The sequence below is a fragment of the Nocardioides sp. genome (assembly GCF_036503465.1).
GTDB lineage: Bacteria > Actinomycetota > Actinomycetes > Propionibacteriales > Nocardioidaceae > Nocardioides.
In genome coordinates this window covers 26,056-43,436 of sequence record NZ_DASXWU010000060.1, presented here as the reverse complement: position 1 = coordinate 43,436, position 17,381 = coordinate 26,056, and the positions used below count along the sequence as shown (strand labels likewise).

General features: G+C 71.3%; 17 protein-coding genes. 9 read left to right on the top strand and 8 right to left on the bottom strand.

All coding sequences use genetic code 11. The features are described 5' to 3' along the window. Window positions 1-54: 54 nt before the first annotated feature. Together VGK78_RS12145 and VGK78_RS12140 are read right to left on the bottom strand one after the other, a co-directional pair. The gene (locus tag VGK78_RS12145) at window positions 55-492 is read right to left on the bottom strand and encodes a VOC family protein (RefSeq protein ID WP_331527901.1); all 438 of its coding nucleotides are present in this window, start codon (window positions 490-492) and stop codon (window positions 55-57) included. Between the two features lie 384 nt (window positions 493-876). After that, window positions 877-2,061 carry a hypothetical protein gene (locus VGK78_RS12140; protein ID WP_331527900.1) on the bottom strand — a complete coding sequence of 395 codons (1,185 nt, stop codon included), beginning with the start codon at window positions 2,059-2,061 and terminating at the stop codon, window positions 877-879. A gap of 259 nt (window positions 2,062-2,320) precedes the next feature. Here VGK78_RS12140 and VGK78_RS12135 point away from each other — a divergent pair, with 259 nt between their 5' ends. The 6 genes from VGK78_RS12135 (at window position 2,321) to VGK78_RS12110 (ending at window position 10,489) form a co-directional block, all read left to right on the top strand. Next, window positions 2,321-3,913, top strand: a complete 1,593-nt coding sequence (locus VGK78_RS12135) for a carboxyl transferase domain-containing protein (protein ID WP_331527899.1) — start codon at window positions 2,321-2,323, stop codon at window positions 3,911-3,913. A 157-nt stretch (window positions 3,914-4,070) separates the two neighbouring features. Further along, a complete protein-coding gene (locus VGK78_RS12130; RefSeq protein ID WP_331527898.1) occupies window positions 4,071-5,960 on the top strand; it encodes an acetyl/propionyl/methylcrotonyl-CoA carboxylase subunit alpha in 1,890 nt (629 codons plus the stop codon). After that, complete coding sequence (locus tag VGK78_RS12125) at window positions 5,953-6,879, top strand: hydroxymethylglutaryl-CoA lyase (RefSeq protein ID WP_331527897.1); 927 nt, start codon at window positions 5,953-5,955, stop codon at window positions 6,877-6,879. Before VGK78_RS12130 ends, VGK78_RS12125 begins: the two co-directional genes overlap by 8 nt. Before the next feature lie 99 nt (window positions 6,880-6,978). Beyond that, window positions 6,979-8,079 carry a hypothetical protein gene (locus tag VGK78_RS12120; protein WP_331527896.1) on the top strand — a complete coding sequence of 367 codons (1,101 nt, stop codon included), beginning with the start codon at window positions 6,979-6,981 and terminating at the stop codon, window positions 8,077-8,079. Next, complete coding sequence (locus tag VGK78_RS12115; protein ID WP_331527895.1) at window positions 8,076-9,269, top strand: hypothetical protein; 1,194 nt, start codon at window positions 8,076-8,078, stop codon at window positions 9,267-9,269. The genes VGK78_RS12120 and VGK78_RS12115 overlap by 4 nt, the downstream gene beginning before the upstream one ends. A 2-nt stretch (window positions 9,270-9,271) precedes the next feature. Next, window positions 9,272-10,489: a hypothetical protein gene (locus tag VGK78_RS12110; RefSeq protein ID WP_331527942.1), complete on the top strand. Its 1,218-nt coding sequence runs from the start codon at window positions 9,272-9,274 to the stop codon at window positions 10,487-10,489. Here the strand turns inward: VGK78_RS12110 and VGK78_RS12105 are convergent. Then, window positions 10,450-11,139: an EcsC family protein gene (locus VGK78_RS12105; protein ID WP_331527894.1), complete on the bottom strand. Its 690-nt coding sequence runs from the start codon at window positions 11,137-11,139 to the stop codon at window positions 10,450-10,452. The genes VGK78_RS12110 and VGK78_RS12105 overlap by 40 nt on opposite strands. A 36-nt stretch (window positions 11,140-11,175) precedes the next feature. Between VGK78_RS12105 and aat the strand changes: the two genes are divergently transcribed. Continuing rightward, window positions 11,176-11,889 (top strand): leucyl/phenylalanyl-tRNA--protein transferase, encoded by a 714-nt coding sequence (aat, locus tag VGK78_RS12100; protein ID WP_331527893.1) that lies wholly within the window; start codon window positions 11,176-11,178, stop codon window positions 11,887-11,889. On the opposite strand, the gene VGK78_RS12095 is transcribed toward aat, so the two are convergent. The 3 genes from VGK78_RS12095 to VGK78_RS12085 are packed head-to-tail and all read right to left on the bottom strand — an operon-like array spanning window position 11,886 to window position 13,341. Then, window positions 11,886-12,230 carry a rhodanese-like domain-containing protein gene (locus VGK78_RS12095; RefSeq protein ID WP_331527892.1) on the bottom strand — a complete coding sequence of 115 codons (345 nt, stop codon included), beginning with the start codon at window positions 12,228-12,230 and terminating at the stop codon, window positions 11,886-11,888. The two genes, aat and VGK78_RS12095, sit on opposite strands and share 4 nt — an antisense overlap. Window positions 12,231-12,282: 52 nt before the next feature. Next, entirely contained in the window at window positions 12,283-12,459 is a 177-nt protein-coding gene (locus VGK78_RS12090) for a hypothetical protein (protein ID WP_331527891.1), read from the bottom strand. A gap of 15 nt (window positions 12,460-12,474) precedes the next feature. After that, entirely contained in the window at window positions 12,475-13,341 is an 867-nt protein-coding gene (locus VGK78_RS12085; RefSeq protein ID WP_331527890.1) for an Fpg/Nei family DNA glycosylase, read from the bottom strand. A 74-nt stretch (window positions 13,342-13,415) separates the two neighbouring features. Between VGK78_RS12085 and VGK78_RS12080 the strand changes: the two genes are divergently transcribed. After that, the gene (locus tag VGK78_RS12080; protein WP_331527889.1) at window positions 13,416-13,664 is read left to right on the top strand and encodes a hypothetical protein; all 249 of its coding nucleotides are present in this window, start codon (window positions 13,416-13,418) and stop codon (window positions 13,662-13,664) included. Here VGK78_RS12080 and VGK78_RS12075 read toward each other — a convergent pair. Beyond that, window positions 13,661-14,119, bottom strand: coding sequence for a MarR family winged helix-turn-helix transcriptional regulator (locus tag VGK78_RS12075; RefSeq protein WP_331527888.1), 459 nt, complete (start codon window positions 14,117-14,119; stop codon window positions 13,661-13,663). The two genes, VGK78_RS12080 and VGK78_RS12075, sit on opposite strands and share 4 nt — an antisense overlap. Further along, window positions 14,116-15,936, bottom strand: a complete 1,821-nt coding sequence (locus VGK78_RS12070; RefSeq protein ID WP_331527887.1) for an MFS transporter — start codon at window positions 15,934-15,936, stop codon at window positions 14,116-14,118. Before VGK78_RS12070 ends, VGK78_RS12075 begins: the two co-directional genes overlap by 4 nt. Before the next feature lie 151 nt (window positions 15,937-16,087). Between VGK78_RS12070 and VGK78_RS12065 the strand changes: the two genes are divergently transcribed. Beyond that, window positions 16,088-17,296 (top strand): ATP-binding protein, encoded by a 1,209-nt coding sequence (locus tag VGK78_RS12065; protein WP_331527886.1) that lies wholly within the window; start codon window positions 16,088-16,090, stop codon window positions 17,294-17,296. Window positions 17,297-17,381 lie beyond the last annotated feature (85 nt).

The window sequence follows — 17,381 nt, the reverse complement described above, 5'->3', positions numbered from 1 at the left end:
TGGTCCGTGGCCACGTTCGGCGCCGACAGGCAGCGGAGTGACGCTGCCGGCCGGTCAGGCAGTTTCGAACATGGCGGCGAGCTGCGCCTCGATCTCGTCCACCGGGACCTCTCGAAGGCGCTGGTCGAATGCCCATCGGTGGCCCGACGGGTCCAGAACCTCCCCTGTCCGCACTCCCCAGAAGGCATCCTGCACCGGTGCATGCACCGTCGCGCCCGCCGAGACCGCCCGCTCCATCGCCGCGTCAGCGTCCGGGACGGTGAGCCGATAGGCGGCTACCGATGTCCCTGTCGAGCGCGGCGTAGCCAGCAGCGTCCCCGGCATCGGCGCGGCCAGCGCCACAGGCACGCCGTCCAGCAGCAGATCAGCGGTCGCAATCGATCCGTCCGGCAGGTGCAGCTCGCGCGTCAACCGCGCGCCAAACGCCCGCTGATAGAAGTCGACAGAAGCCGAGATGTCCTCGACCACAAGGTGGAGTGCGAAGTCAGTCACGACCGAAAACCTTGAAGAGTGACCTCCACCGAGATCGAGCCATCCAACGCACTACTAGTACTCACGAAACCCACCGTCCTTCGAGTTGTGCCCGCAGCCTGACATCTCAAGCGAACTTGAAGTCAAGGCCTCAAGTGCCAGATCGAAATCACTGCGAGGGCATCGCAGACCCGTCTCCGTGCGCCCGACAGCCGGCGGATCGACGCACCCTGTCAGCGGCATGAGGGCGTATCTGCGGGGCGTGCCCGCCGCGCTCGGGCCCACGGGCATGAGCGTGTCTCACCCGAAGGGGAGACTCGACGAGCACGCCAGTGGGTTAGTACCCGTCGGCACCGGAAGGACGCACCTGTCAGCGGCATGAGCGTCGGAAGGCAGCGGGGTCGATCAGGCCGGGTCGTAGGTGAGGTCGGCGAAGTAGAGGTCCACGCCCGGAGGGGCGTCGAACATCATGGCGCCCTGCTCGGGGTCGAGGCGATGAGTGCCTCGGTGGTCCACCAGGTAGTAGCGGCCGTGGGGTGTGCGCCAGACGTAGCGGTTGCCACCGCATTGCCGACTCGTGAAGCCCGCGTGGGTCTTCCAGCGGTGATGTCGTCGGCCCAGTGGCCCGGAGTTGTGGGTGCCGGTCTGGCCGGGTGGCCCGTCGGCGTCGTAGACGTAGGGGCGGGTGCCGTGACCCTGGGCGCGCCGGTCGTTGAGATCGATCACCGGCGTCGCGCGCACGCGGCAACCGGTGAAGAGCTGCGAGTCGACGAGCAGTGGGCCGACACCTTCGACCCGGGCCACGGGCGGGGTGAGCCCGGTGAGGGTCAGGGCGGACAGGTGCACGTAGAGGTCGACCCGCGGACGGAAGCGCTCGGGTTCGGCTGTTGCCAGCGCATCCAGTAGGTCGGCGGGGAACGCGGTGGCGCGGGAGATCTCCACGTCGTTGCCCCGATCCTTGGCTTGCCCCTCGAGGGAGCAGCTGGAGAACCTCGGTGGGGCGGGCCAGCCAGCCCAGCGCGATCGAGCGCAGCTCGTCCCGGCGGGCTTCAGGTGCTGGTCGGCGATCAGGCCGGCCACGCGCTCGACCATCGCGTCGATCCAGACCGCGTCGCCGGCGTTCATCCGAGCGATCAGGTGCCGCAGGCCGTACTCGTCGGTGCGCGAGAGCCCGACATATCGCCGGCGTCGCTGCGCCTCCACTCGGCTCGCGTGTGCGGCCGGGTCGGCCTCGATCACCTTGGCCTCACAGATCTCCAGGACCCGCCCGGGCGCCTCGGCGGCGATCGCCTCCGCCACGGCGGCGTCGACGATCTCCGCCTGCTCGGCGGACAGCTTCCGTGACAGGCGCGCGACCTTGCGGGACAACCACACCGGGCACGCGAGCTCGCGGGTGAGCGCCCAGACCTTCGGGAGTCGATGGATGAGGTCCAGCACGTCGGCGAGATCTCGCTCGCACGCCGTCGCGCTCACCTCTCGAGCGACGGCCAGCTCCGGGATCGAGAACTCCCGCACCCGGGCGTGTGCCGTCGCCGCCGAGGCGCACCAGGCGATCTTCTGCCCACACCCGACGGCGGGTCTCCGGATCACGTCTCGGGTCCGACGAGTGCACACGGGCCCATGCGTCCACGATCAGGAGGTCCTCGATCTCCGCGGCGCGGCGGGCCACGACCGAGCGCTCGGCCAGCCCGAGCAGGGCATCGGGCGACAGCTCGGCCAGGTCCTGGCCGATGGTGTCGATCCGAGAGTGCCCATACTCAGATGGGATCGAACACGTGTTCGGTCTGCAAGCCTCTGTTCACAGTCCCGATTTCTGGCACGCCAGGTTAATGATCGCTAACCTGAGGTCATGGCGACGACGACCGCGAGCGACACCGGCCTGCGTGAGCTCGTGGAGGAGCTCCGCGAGCACCTGGCCGTCGTACGTCGTGGCGGAAGCGACTCGGCGCGCAAGAAGCACACCGACCGGGGCAAGCTCCTGGTGCGCGACCGCGTCGACCGACTGCTCGACCCCGGCAGCCCTTTCCTCGAGCTGAGCCCCCTGGCGGCGTTCGGGATGTACGGGGAGGGGAGCTACGCCGTGCCCAGCGCCTCGATCGTCACCGGCATCGGCCGTATCCACGGTCGCGAGTGTGTGGTCGTCGCCAACGACGCGACCGTCAAGGGCGGCACGTACTACCCGCTGACCGTGAAGAAGCACCTGCGTGCGCAGACGATCGCCCTGGAGAACAGGCTGCCGTGCATCTACCTGGTCGACTCGGGCGGCGCGTTCCTGCCGATGCAGGACGAGGTGTTCCCCGACCGCGAGCACTTCGGCCGGATCTTCTTCAACCAGGCCAACCTCTCGGCGAAGGGCATCCCGCAGATCGCGAGCGTGATGGGGTCGTGCACAGCCGGTGGCGCGTACGTCCCGGCGATGAGCGACGAAAGTGTGATCGTGCGCAACCAGGGCACGATCTTCCTGGGCGGGCCGCCGCTGGTGAAGGCCGCGACCGGCGAGGTCGTCACCGCCGAGGAGCTGGGCGGCGGCGACGTGCACGCCCGGACCTCCGGCGTGGTCGACCACCTGGCCGACGACGACGCGCACGCGCTGGCGATCGTGCGGTCGATCGTGGACACGCTGCCGCCTCCCGGTGGTCGAGCCGCGAGCGAGGCGGGCGTGTCGAGAACGGAGGACCCGCTGGAGTCGCCGGAGTCGCTGTACGACGTCGTGCCCGCCGACACCCGCACGCCGTACGACGTGCGGGAGGTGATCCGGCGGGTCGTCGACGGCAGTCGGTTCCACGAGTTCAAGAAGCTGTACGGCGACACCCTGGTCTGCGCGTTCGCACGCATCTGGGGTCACGAGGTCGGGATCGTCGCGAACAACGGGATCCTGTTCAGCGAGTCGGCGCTCAAGGGCGCGCACTTCATCGAGCTGTGCAACCAGCGCGGCATCCCGCTGGTGTTCCTGCAGAACATCACCGGCTTCATGGTCGGCCGCGAGTACGAGAACGGCGGGATCGCCAAGGACGGCGCCAAGCTGGTCACGGCCGTGGCGTGCAGCGTCGTCCCGAAGTTCACCGTCGTCATCGGCGGCTCGTTCGGCGCCGGCAACTACGGCATGTGCGGTCGCGCCTACGACCCGCGCTTCCTCTGGATGTGGCCGAACGCGCGGATCTCGGTGATGGGTGGCGACCAGGCGGCGTCGGTACTCGCGACGGTGCGGCGCGACGGGTACGAGGCACGCGGAGAGGAGTGGAGCGCCGAGGACGAGGAGGCCTTCAAGAAGCCGATCCGCGACCAGTACGAGGTGCAGGGCTCGCCGTACTACTCCACTGCCCGGCTCTGGGACGACGGCATCATCGACCCCGCCGACACCAGGCGCGTGCTCGGGATGGGGCTGGCGGCCGCCGCCCACGCCCAGGTGCCCGCGCCCTCCTACGGCGTCTTCAGGATGTGAGACTCGCAGTGACGCGCGAGGAACGAACGCGGAGCGTGGGCGAGGCCAGGTTGCCCTTCGAGACGCCTCGTCCCTCGGCCCTCAGGAACCGCAAGCCCTGCGACCGAGGGACGAGGTCGCAACGGGCGCGTCGAAACCCAGGGAGACGAGAAGGCACATGATCCACACCCTTCTGGTAGCCAACCGCGGCGAGATCGCGCTGCGCGTCTTTCGCACCTGCCAGCGGCTGGAGATCCGCACGGTGGCGATCTACACCGACGTCGACGCCCGCGCGCCGCACGTGAAAGGCGCCGAGGACGCCGTGCGCGTGCCGAGCTACCTCGACATCGACGCGGTCGTCGCGGCCGCCGTCGAGAGTGGGGCCGACGCGATCCACCCGGGCTACGGGTTCCTCTCCGAGCGAGCCGAGTTCGCCCGGGCCGTCGAGGCCGCCGGGCTCCGGCTGGTCGGTCCGAGCGCCGACGTGATGGAGGCGATGGGTCGCAAGGACCACGCCCGCGAGATCGCCACGAAGGCAGGGGTGCCGGTCGTCCCGTCGTACGACCTCGACGACGACCCGGCAACGTTCGCCTACCCCGTCCTGGTCAAGGCGGCGGCCGGTGGTGGCGGCAAGGGGATGCGCGTCGTGCGCTCCGCTGGTGAGTACGCCGACGCGCTCGCCTCCGCGAGGCGCGAGGCGGCGTCGGCGTTCGGCGACGACACGATGCTGGTCGAGAAGTTCGTGGAGTCGGGCCGCCACATCGAGGTGCAGGTGCTCGGTGACACGCACGGTGACGTGGTTCATCTCTTCGAGCGCGACTGCTCGACCCAGCGCCGGCACCAGAAGGTGCTGGAGGAAGCACCCGGCCCGACCGTGGACGCCGATCTGCGGGACCGGCTGACGTCCGCAGCCGTCGCGCTCGCGAAGGAGGTCGGCTACACCAACGCCGGCACGGTCGAGTTCCTGCTCGACAACGCCACTCGCGACTTCTACTTCCTGGAGATGAACACCCGGCTCCAGGTCGAGCACCCGGTCACCGAGGCGACCGTCCGGGTCGAGGGGCGGGAGCTCGACCTGGTCGAGGAGCAGCTGCGGGTCGCGGCCGGCGAGCCGCTCGGGTTCACCCAGGAGGCCGTGACCTCGGAAGGTTGCGCGATCGAGGCGAGGGTGTACGCCGAGGACTCGTTCGGCGGCTTCCTGCCACAGGCGGGGACGACGTCTCTGGTGCGATGGCCGACCGATGTCCGCGTGGACCATGCACTGGAGAGCAACCAGGTGGTCAGCACGTCGTACGACCCGATGCTCGGCAAGATCGTGGCCCACGGACCCGATCGCGAGACCGCGCGCCGGGCGCTCGTCGCGGCCCTCGACGAGACGGCCATCCTGGGCCTGACCACGAACGCCGGCTTCCTGCGGGCACTGGCCGCGAGCGACGAGTTCCGCGACGCCACCATCGACACCACCTGGCTGGACGACCACGAGGTTCCGGCCCCGGACGCCCGGGTCCCTCGCGCGATGGCGGCCTGGGTGTCGGCGATGCTGGCCGCGCTCGACACCGGGCATCCCTTCCAGGCCGACGGCTTCCGGCTCGGCGGCCCGCCCGCGCCGACGCTCGTCGAGCTCGACCGCGACGTGGTCGTCGACCGCGCGAGGGGGACGGTCGACGGCGTACCGGTGCGTGAGCTCTACGCCGAGAACCACACGCTCGAGCTCGAGATCGACGGTCACCGCGAGCGCGCGGTCATCAACGTCCAGCCCGACATCGTCGAGGTGAGCCACCGGGGGCAGCGGTTCGTGCTGACCGGTCCCGACCGGCTCGCCGACCACGTCGCCGCGTCCGACGGCACGATCACCGCACCGATGCCCGGCACCGTCCTCGAGGTCCGGGTCGCCGTCGGCGACCGGGTCGAGGACGGTCAGGTGCTGGGCATGATGGAGGCGATGAAGATGGAGCTGTCGCTGAGGGCGCCTTTCGCCGGGACCGTGACCCGGGTCGAGGCCGGCGCGGGCCGGCAGGTGCCACTGGGCGAGACCCTCTTCGTGGTCGAGGTGGCCGCCGATGACTGACCTGCCGATGACCGTCCCCGCCGAGGGTCTCCCCGCGCGCGTCACCATCTACGAGGTCGGTCCGCGTGACGGGCTCCAGAACGAGGCCGGCCTGATCCCCACCGAGGTGAAGGCCGAGCTGATCCGGCGCCTCCTCGCCGCCGGGCTGAGGATGGTCGAGACGACCTCGTTCGTCCATCCGACATGGGTGCCGCAGCTCGCCGACGCCGAGGACCTGATGCGCATGCTCGGTGACGAGGGTCGCGACCTACCGGTGCTCGTGCCCAACGAGCGCGGTCTCGACCGGGCGCTCGAGCTCGGCTGCCGGCACGTCGCGATCTTCGGCAGCGCGACGGAGACGTTCGCACGCAAGAACCTCAACCGCTCCCTCGACGAGCAGTTCGCGATGTTCGAGCCCGTCGTACGCCGTGCCCGCGACGCCGGGCTCGACGTCCGGGCGTACGTCTCGATGTGCTTCGGCGACCCGTGGGAGGGCGTGGTGCCGATCGAGCAGGTCGTCTCGGTCGGGCGCCGCCTGCTCGACCTCGGCGCGAGCCGGCTCAGCCTCGGCGACACCATCGGCGTCGGGACCGCCGGCCACGTGACCGCTCTGGTCGAGGCGTTCCGCGGCGCCGGCACCGACGTCGGCGATCTCGCCCTGCACTTCCACGACACCTACGGCCAGGCACTCTCCAACGTCCAGGCCGGCCTGCGATCCGGCGTCACGACGTACGACGCGAGCGCCGGCGGTCTCGGCGGGTGCCCCTACGCCAAGAGCGCGACGGGCAACCTCGCCACCGAGGACCTGGTCTGGTTCCTGAACGGCCTCGGCATCGAGCACGGGGTCGATCTCGACGCGCTGGTCGAGACCTCCACCTGGCTCGCGGGCCACCTCGGCCGCCCCAGCCCCTCGGCGGTCGTACGCGCCCTCTCGGGTTAGTACGGATCACGCGGCCGGTGGAACTGCGACATGTACCGGCCGCGTGATCCGCACTATCCACCCCGCACCTGCGCAACACGTGGGTGGGAGAATCCGGGTATGAGCCGGAGGGTCTACGTGCACGTGGGCGCACCCAAGACCGGCACGACGTACCTCCAGGACCGGCTGGCCAAGAACGCCAAGAGCCTGGCGTCCCACGACGTCCACATCCCGAGCCGGACGCCGCTGATGAGCACGGGGATGTTCCACTTCCGCGCCGCGCTGGACCTGATGGGCCAGGACTGGGGCGGTCCGCCGGGGCACGCCGAGGGTGCGTGGGACGCCATGGTCCGCCGGGTACGCCGCGCCTCCGGCACCTCCATCATCAGTCACGAGATCCTCGCGCCGGCCCAGGCCCAGCACGTGGCGAGGCTCAAGGACGACCTCGGCGGGGACGGCACCGAGATCCACATCGTCTACTCCGCCCGCGACCTGGCTCGGCAGGCCCCGGCCGGCTGGCAGGAGAGCGTCAAGCAGGGGCGGCGCTGGAAGTTCGGCCGCTACCTCTCCCGCGTCCGCAACGGCAACCCGTGGTTCGCCCGCGCCTTCGACCTGCCGGCCGTGCTCACCACCTGGGGCAACGGCCTCTCGCCGGACCACATCCACGTCGTGACCGTCCCCCAGTCCGGTGCCGTCGCCGCCGACCCCGACCTGCTCTGGCGACGTTTCTGCACGGTCTTCGGCATCGACCCCGAGTGGGCTCCCGAGGACAGCGACCGGGCCAACGCCTCGCTCGGCAGCGCCGAGACGCAGGTGCTCCGTGCGCTCAACGAGCGGATCGACCGCCGTACCCGCAACAACCCCGGGTACGACGCGCTGATCCTGGGCATGCTCGCGGACGAGACCCTCGGCGGCCACGAGTCGCCGCCGATCCTGCTGCCCCCGAAGTTCCACGACTGGGCCCGCGAGCGGGGCGACGCCTGGGTCGAGTGGCTGGAGCAGAGCGGCGTCGACGTGGTCGGCGACCCGGCCGACCTGCTGCCCGAGCCCTGGCCCGACGACCAGAGATACCGGCACCCCGACCGCGTCTCCGTCGAGGCCCAGCTCACCGCCGCCCTCGACGCCCTCGCCGCGATGACCGAGGAGGCCGCGTCGCGACCCGACCCCGACTCCTCGATGCTCGGGCGCATCCGCCGGGCCCGAGAGGCCTACCGCCGGTGAGCCGTACGACGTCCGGTCGCCGCTCCGAGCGGGCCGCCGACGGTGCGCAGCGCGACCGGGAGGCCCGCGCCTGGGGCTGGGTGGCGCATCTCCGCGACGGGGGTACCACGCCTTGGTCGGCGTGGGGCTCGGCGGCCGGCGCCGACCAGCACTTCGGGCGGTACCTGCCGGGGGCCCAGCAGCTCGAGCTGGTGCGCCGCCTCAACCAGCGGCGCCTGCCCTCGCCCGAGCTCGCCGACCGCATCCTCGCCACCAGCGCCCCCGGGCGCGGCCGCCCCGACCTCGGCCTCGTCGGCGTCCTGCCGGACTCGGCGTTCGGCCCGCCGCCGGTCGACCCCGCCGAGCTGCCGGGCGACGAGCTGGTGCGCGTCGCCACCGCGCTGATCGCCGAGGACGTCGTCGCCGCGGGAGACCCGTTCGAGACGCGGACTCCCCGGCTGCTCCGGCGCAGGTACCGGCTGCTCGGCGACCCCGAGCTGGCCACCCCCCTGCGCGCCGCCCTGGTCGCCGACGGTCGGCCGCCGGGCGGACGTCGCGCGACCGTCGTCGTGGCCGGCACCGACCTCGCGTCGATGCTCGTGCACCTGTGGACGGCGCGGTCGCTGGGCGCCGGCGTCCGGCCCTGGCGCGACTGGCTGCGACTCGAGACGGGCCGTACGGGCCTGCCCGACCGGATCGACCTCGCCGCCCGGGCCCAGGAGTGGGTGCCGCGGGTCGGCGCCGGCCATGTCCACGTCGTGCTGGACGACCCACGCCGCGTCGTCCGCATGGTGACCCGGCGCCGGATCGCAGCGGTGCGACCCCTCTCGGCCGACGCCGTCGAGCTGGCCCGGCGGACGGCTCCGGTCGTCGGCACGCTGGTCACCCCGGAGCGGCGGACGGCGCTGATGTGGCACCGGCTGCGGCCGGTGCTGTCCGCCTATCCCGGACCTCCGCTCCGGCCGCCGCCGCGCTTCCGCGACTGGCTGGTCGACGGCACGACAGACCTCCGCCGACGGCTCGCCACCGGTGACTACGCTGTCCACGGCGCGCTGCCGGACCCCGCCGGAGGACCGGCCGACCAGCCGGGCGTGTCGGCGCCGGACGACGAGCGGGTGCTCGCGCTGGCGATCCAGGTCCTGCTCGGTCCGCCGATCGGGACCCCACGGTCCGGGCGGGCCGCGGAGACACCACGGCGGGAGGCCGAGTGAGCATGGTGACCAAGAAGGTCCACCTGCACGTCGGGACGCCCAAGACCGGCACGTCGTACCTCCAGCACGTGCTCTACCACAACCGCCGGATCCTGCACCGCAACGGCATCGACTACCCGGCCGACCGCTTCGACGCCCAGTTCCTCGCCGCGCTCGACCTGATGCGGATGCCGTGGGGCGGGCTCGAGGCCCAGGCCATCGGGGCGTGGGACTGGCTCGCGTCGTCGGTACGCCGCGCCCAGGGCGACGCGATCGTCAGCCACGAGATCCTGGCCACGGCCTCACGCGCCCAGATCGGCCGGGCCCTGGAGAGCCTGGGCCACGGGCGCGGCGCCGACGTCCACCTCGTGCTCTCGGTGCGCGACCTGGTGCGCCAGATCCCGGCGGAGTGGCAGGAGAACGTCAAGCACCGGGCGGGGCTCAGCTACGGCGCATTCCTCGACCGCATCCAGGACCCGCGTCGCGAGGGCCGCATCGCGACGTGGTTCTGGGGTGTCCAGGAGATCCCGGACATCCTCGACCGCTGGGGCAGCGACCTGCCGCCGGAGCACGTGCACGTCGTCACGGTCCCGCCGGCCGGTGGGTCGCCCGACCTGCTCTGGAAGCGGTTCGTCGAGGCGTTCGGCCTCGACGGGATCGATCTCCAGCTCGACGGCGAACGAGTCAACCCCTCCCTCGGCTCGGCCGAGACCACGCTGATCCGGCGCATCAACCGGGCGGCCAACGAGGAGCTCGAGCCGGCCCAGTACCGCCCGCTGGTCCGGGAGCTCCTCGCCCACCAGACCCTCTCGCGGCGCACCCGTACTCCCCGGCTCGCGCTGCCACCCGACGTACACCCGTGGGCGACCGGGCTCGCGGAGGCCTGGATCGCCGAGATCCGCGCGCGGGGGTACGACGTGATCGGCGACCTCGACGACCTGCTGGGAGCCCCGCCCGTCGAGGAGTACGCCGACCCCGACCACCCCGACGAGGCGCTCGTCTCGGGCGCGGCCGTCGATGCGCTCAAGGCCGTGCTGCTCGACCACGCCAGACTGCAGCACCAGCTCCACCAGCGCGAGGCCGAGCTCCACGACGCCCAGCTGGCCCTCGAGAAGGCCTACCTGCGTCCGACGTACCGGTGGCGGGAGAAGCTGGTCCGGCGGCTCGAGACCGGCAACGCCGGGCGACTGCTGATGAGGGTCTACCGACGGGCGAGGGGCAGGAGCTCGCGGTCGGCGTAGCGACCGACCTTCCACGTCGCGTAGCCGTCGGCGCCCATCCCGACCAGGCCACCCACGATCGGGATGCGCCGGGCGACCGTGCCCGCGACCTTCTTGCCGGCCACCTTGGCGACCAGGTCGGAGGCGACCTCCGCGGAGATCACCCCGTCCAGCGAGGGGTCGTGTGCCGGCGCGGTCGCCAGCGCCATCGGTGGTGCCGGCAGCTTCTTCGCCTGCACCAGGTCGCGCACGGAGTCCTCGCCGAGCAGGCAGACAAGCACGGCGTTGCGCACCCGGGGGTCGTCGAGGTCGTAGCCGCGCAGGTGGGCGATGCCGGCGATCATCCGGCACTCGACCAGGGCGAGCCCGGAGATGTTGGTCGGCACCGTGAACGCCATCGTCGCGAGGCCGCCGAGGTTGGTCAGGAAGCCCTGCGCCCCGGCGTACCGCACGTGGTTCTCGATCACCTCGTGGATCGCCTTGTCGACGTCGCCCCGCTGCTCCTTCAGCTGCTTGTCGGCGGCGGCCGCAGCGGGCGGAAGGGGACCGATGCCGTGGATCGCCCGGTGCAGCGCCTCGCGGACGAACGCCGCCGTCAGGCCGGGCGCGAGCTCCGTCAGCCGGACCGGCTGACGGCCCGTGCCACTCCTGCTCGGACTCCCGGCCGCCATGCCGCGATCCTACGTTTGACGCCCTACCGTGGTCGTGTGCCGGTCGAACCACCTCCGACCATCTGGGAGTTCCCGCCGCCCACGCGATTCCATCCCGCCGACGACCTGGTGGCGACCGGTGCGGACCTCGAGCCGGGGACGATCCTGACGGCGTACCGGCTGGGCATCTTCCCGATGCCCATCGGTGGTCGGCGGGCGCCCATGGCGTGGTTCAGCCCGGTACGCCGCGGCGTGCTGCGGCCCGGCGACTTCCACGTCTCCCGCTCGCTGGCGAAGTCCGCACGGCGCTTCGAGATCCGGGTCGACACCGCATGCGCGGAGGTGATCGACCGGTGCGCGGACCCGAGGCGCCCGTCGGGCTGGATCGACGCGCAGATCCGTGCGGCGTACCTGCGCCTCCACGAGCTCGGCTGGGTGCACTCGATCGAGACCTGGCGCGACGGCCGGCTGGTCGGCGGTCTCTACGGTGTGGCCATCGGAGGGCTGTTCGCGGGGGAGTCGATGTTCCACGACGAGACGGATGCGTCGAAGGCGGCGCTGCTCGGGCTGGTCCGGCTGCTCGACGACGGCCGCGACCGGCTGGTCGACACCCAGTGGCAGACCCCTCACCTGGCGACGCTCGGAGTGGCCGAGGTCTCGCGGGATGAGTACCTCCGGCTGCTCCCCACCGTCCTGCCCACCCCGGACGCCGACTTCGCGCGCCCGTGCCCGGATGTGCACACGTCACCCGAACTCCGACGTGGCCCCTAGAGCACCGACGGAGGGCGATCGTCGTCGGTGACCAGCGGTCGTCCGGCGCGAGCCCAGGCCACGAGGCCGCCCTCGAGGTTGACGGCGTCGACGCCCTGCTGGATCAGGAACGCCGCGGCGTACGCCGAGCGGTTGCCGACCCGGCACACGACCAGTGTCTGCTCGCCGCCGAACATCTCGGCCAGCTCGGCGTACCGCTGTCCGAGCTCCATCATCGGGACGTGCTGCGATCCCTCGACGTGGCCGGCCTCCCACTCCTCGTCCTCGCGGACGTCGAGCACCAGCAACCCCTCCGGCAGTGGGTCGGGGAGGCCCGAGACCGAGGCGGTCGGGATGTCCATGGGTCCATTCCACCAGCCCGGCCCGCGCCTGCCTTCGTCGGTGCCGTCTCGATCAGGGGATCGCGGGGATGGTCTCCGTGCCCGGGGAGGCGAACGGGCCCTGGGTCGGCTCGGGGCCCTGGGGGCTGTTGCCGGCGCTCTTCAGCGTGCAGGCGACCAGCACCGGGAATGCCGAGACCAGCACGGCCAGCGCCGCGACCCTGCGCCGCGTCGAACTGCGACCCGTCATGTCGCACCTCGATTCCTACTTGAGCAGGCGAGACATCCTGCGATCCGCCAGAGGCTTGCCGCCAGTCTGGCAGGTCGCGCAGTACTGCAGGGACGAGTCGGCGAAGCTGACCTCACGTACGACGTCGCCGCAGACCGGGCACTGCTCACCGGTGCGGCCGTGCACGGCCATGTTCGTCTTCTTCTCACCCTTGAGCTCGCTCGCAGCCAGGCCGCGCGACCGCTGCACGGCGTCGCCGAGCTCGTCCTTGACGGCCGCGAACAGCTGGTCGAGCTCGTCGGCAGTCAGGCTGTTCGCGGGCTTGAACGGCGACATCCGCGCCGCATGCAGGATCTCGTCGCTGTAGGCGTTGCCGATGCCGGCGATGGTGCCCTGGTGGCGTAGGACGCCCTTGATCTGGGCGCGACCGGCGTCCTCGAGGATGTTCGCCAGGGTGTCGCGGGTGAAGGCGTCGTCGAGCGGGTCGGGACCGAGGGTGGCGATGCCGGGCACGTCCTGCGGTGAGCGCACGACGTACGCCGCCAGGCTCTTCTTCGTGCCGGCCTCGGTGACGTCGAGGCCGCTCTCGTCGTCGAGGATCACCCGGACCGCCAGGCCGGACTTGCTGTTGGGGCGCGGTGGCACGGTCGGCAGCTCGTCCTTCCAGCGGATCCAGCCGGCGCGGGCGAGGTGGAAGACCAGGTGCAGGCCGCTGGCCTCGATGTCGAGGAACTTGCCGTGCCGGGTGACGTCGTCGACCAGCGTGCCCTCGAGCGCTTGCACCGGCGGGTCGAAGGTCTTCAGGGCGCTGAAGGCCGCCAGGTGGATCTTGGCGATGGCATGGCCGTCCAGACGGCCCTTGAGGTCGAGGGCCAGCGCCTCCACCTCGGGGAGCTCCGGCATGCGTACGAGGGTAACCGTCGACCGGGACGGGAGCGGTCCGGTGACAGATCACCGGTGCGGAGGGAGAATCGACCATGGCCACCGTTCGGCCGCTGCCGGCGAGCGGGTCGATCTTCCTCGACTCGCGCGGTGGCGACCGTGCGCTCCGGGTGACCTGGCACTACGACAGCGACCTGGTCGTGCTCTCCCTGTGGCGCGAGAACGTCTGCACAGGCTCGTTCCGGCTGACCGTCGACGAGGTGCCCGACCTGATCAGGATGCTGCGCTCGGGCCTGGACACGGCGTACGCCGTCGCCCGCTCGCGACGGCACCAGGTCTGCTAGGCCTCCAGGTGCCGGTCGGCGAGCTTGCGCAGGACGGGTACGGCCGCCGCGAGCGCGGCCCGCTCGTCGTCGCTCAGCTGGGCGAGCTCCTCGCCGAGCACGGTGGCGGACTCGTCGCGCAGGGTGTCGAGCGTCTTGCGGCCGACGGGCGAGAGCGCCAGCAGGAGACAGCGCTGGTCGGCCGGATCGCGACGGCGCTCGACCCATCCGGCCTCCTCCAGGAGATCGACCAGGCGGGTCATGCTCGGCGCGGAGATGTTCATCAGCTCGGCCAGGTCACCCTGACGCACGCCGTCCGGGTAGCGCGTCAGCGCCGACAACGCGGTCAACCGCGTCGGCGTGATGCCGGATCGGGTGGCCGGCTTGCGCAGGTGGTAGGCGAGCCGGTTCACCTCGGTCCGCACCTCGCCGGCGAGCCGGGTGACCTCGCGGGAAGGCGTACGACGGGTGGTCACGACCGGGCCACCTGCTGCCCGGGCACGGGCTGACCGTCGTCGGGCACGTTGTCCTCGGGCTCGGGCGACCCCGCCTCGGGCTGGGCGAAGTCCAGCGGCGTCTCGCCCTGCGACTCCGCGGGGGACTCGTGCTGGTCGTCGGCGTGCACGAACTTCTCACCCATGAACCACGATGCCGCGGCCGCGATCACGCAGGCCGCGATCGCGAACGCGAAGGCGACGATCAGCCCGTCGTGGAAGGGGCCCGAGATCAGCGACGGGAAGAACGTGTGCCCGGTCAGGTACCGCGCGTCCGACGCGTGCAGCTGCGACAGGGTGTGGTCACCGAGCAGCGACTGCACCGGGTTGTAGCCGAGCAGCGACGCGAAGAGCACCGCCACCGGCGGGAGCCCGGCGACCGCGTGCGCCTGCTGCGCCGGTACGCCGTGTGCCGTCAGGCCGGACTGCATGGTCTCGGGCAGCGAGCCCGCGAGGCCGACGATCATCAGCGAGAAGAAGATGCCGATCGAGAGCACCATCGAGGAGTTCTGGAACGTCGTGCTCATGCCGTTGCCGACACCGCGCCGGTTGGCGGGGAGGGCGTTCATGATCGCGGCCCGGTTGGGGGAGGCGAACAGCCCCATTCCGAAGCCGTTGACGAACAGCGCCAGGGCGAACGTCCAGTAGCTGAAGTCGACCGGCAGCGCCGCGAACCAGAAGAAGCTCAGGGCCGCGATCACCATCCCGCCGGTGGCGAACGGGCGCGCTCCGTAGTGGTCGGACAGCCAGCCGGACAACGGTCCTGCGGCCAGGAAGCCCACGGTCATCGGGAGCATGAAGATGCCGGCCCACAACGGCGTGGACTCGAAGGAGTAGCCGTGCCGCGGCAGCCAGATGCCCTGCAGCCAGATGATCAGGATGAACATCAGCCCGCCGCGGCCGAGCCCCGCGAGCAGGCTCGCGAGGTTGCCGAAGGTGAAGGCGCGGATCCGGAACAGCTCGAGGTGGAACATCGGATGCTCGACCCGGGTCTCGACCAAGCAGAAGACCCCGAGCAGCACCAGACCCCCGATCATGGAGGCCAGCACCCAGGGGTCCGTCCAGCCCATGATGTGGGTGCCGTACGGCTGGATGCCGTAGGTGATCGCGACCAGCACCCCGATCAGGCCGAGGGCGAAGGTGACGTTGCCCCACCAGTCCATGACGTGGTGCCGGCGCGGGCTGAGGTCGCGCAGCTTGAGATAGCCCCACAGCGTGCCGAAGAGGCTGAACGGCACCGACACCAGGAAGACGAAACGCCAGTGGACGGGGGCCAGTACGCCGCCGATCACCAGGCCGAGGAACGAGCCGGCGATGCCGGCCACCATGTTCAGCCCGAGCGCCAGGCCGCGCTGGGTGGCCGGGAACGCGTCGGTGATGATCGCCGAGGAGTTCGCCATCAGCAGGGCGCCACCGACGCCCTGGAGCACGCGCATGATGATCAGCCAGAGCACCCCCGGCGTACCGGTCATCCAGGTGACGCTCAGCGCCACCGAGAAGACCGTGAAGATCGCGAAGCCGGCGTTGAACATCTTGACCCGGCCGTACATGTCGCCGAGGCGGCCGAAGGTCACGACCAGGACCGCCGTGACGACCAGGTAGCCCATGATCAGCCAGAGCAGGTAGCTGGAGTTCCCGGGCGCGAGCGGGTCGATCTTCAGCCCACGGAAGATGTCGGGCAGCGCGATCAGCAGGATCGAGGAGTTGATCGTGGCAATCAGCACGCCGAGCGTGGTGGTGGAGAGGGCGATCCACTTGTAACGCGGACCGAGGCTGGTCGGGGAGGCGGTCGAGTTCATTAGTTCAAGTGTACTAACTAAATCCGTGCCGCGCCCTCCGGCCCTCCAATCCGGGTCGTCCGCCTCAGGGGAAGCGGTGGGTGCCGCTCGGGCGGACGACCCGCATCGGGAAATCTAGGGAATCGGCTAGAGACGCCGATACGGTCCGAGCATGGACCCGATCCGCAACCCCTACGCCCCCGGTGCCGGCCAGCGACCGCCGGAGCTGGCCGGACGCGGCGCCCAGCTCGCGGCGTTCGACGTGGTGCTCGAGCGGGTGGCGCACGGGCGGCCCGAGCGGAGCATCGTGCTGACCGGCCTGCGCGGGGTCGGCAAGACGGTGCTGCTCAACGCGATGCGTTCGGCCGCCGTACGCCGAGGCTGGGGCACGGGCAAGCTCGAGGCCCGACCCGACCAGGGGCTGCGACGGCCGCTGTCGTCCGCGCTGCACCAGGCCGTGCGCGAGCTGGGGCGTCCCGACGAGGAGGCGGTGGCCCACGTGCTGGGCGTCGTCCGGTCGTTCGCCGAGCGCGACGCCGGCGCCGGCGCCAAGCTCCGCGACCGCTGGCATCCGGGCATCGACGTCGCGGCGGTCCGCGGTCGGGCGGACTCCGGCGACATCGAGATCGACCTGGTCGAGCTCTTCACCGACCTCGGGGGGCTGGCGGCCGACTGCGGCCGCGGGATCGCGGTCTTCGTAGACGAGATGCAGGACGTCGGTCCCGACGACGTCTCCGCGCTGTGCGCGGCCTGCCACGAGATCAGCCAGTCGGGGCTTCCGGTGATCGTGGTCGGCGCCGGGCTGCCCCATCTCCCGGCCGTGCTGTCCGCGGCCAAGTCCTACTCCGAGCGGCTGTTCGCCTACCAGAGGATCGACCGCCTCGACCGTGAGAACGCCGACCTCGCCCTCCGGGTGCCGGCCGAGGCCGAGGAGGCGGCGTACGACGCCGAGGCGCTGGCCGCGCTGTACGCCGCGACCGGTGGCTACCCGTACTTCATCCAGGCCTACGGCAAGGCCGTCTGGGACCTCGCTCCCCGCTCGCCGATCACTGCAGCGGACGTCTCCGTCGCTGCCCCGGAAGCAGAGCGGGAGCTGGCCGTCGGGTTCTTCGGCTCCCGCTACGAGCGGGCCACGCCGGGGGAGCGGGAGTACCTCCGCGCCATGGCCGACGCCGCATCGGCGCTGACCGAGGGCGGTGCGACCCTCGACGACATCGAGTCGGTCCCCACTGCCGACGTGGCCGCCGTGCTGGACAAGAAGCCCCAGTCGCTCTCGCCCGCTCGTGACGCGCTGCTGAAGAAGGGGCTGATCTACTCCGGTGAACGCGGGCGGATCGCCTTCACGGTTCCGCACTTCGGGGCGTTCCTGAGATCCCGGTGACCCTGTGACCCTGACTTCGGCACCAGGTGAGGGGTGCGTGCCCAGCCCTCCGGGTGAGGCGGCCGTCCCTGGAGGACGCGCGTAA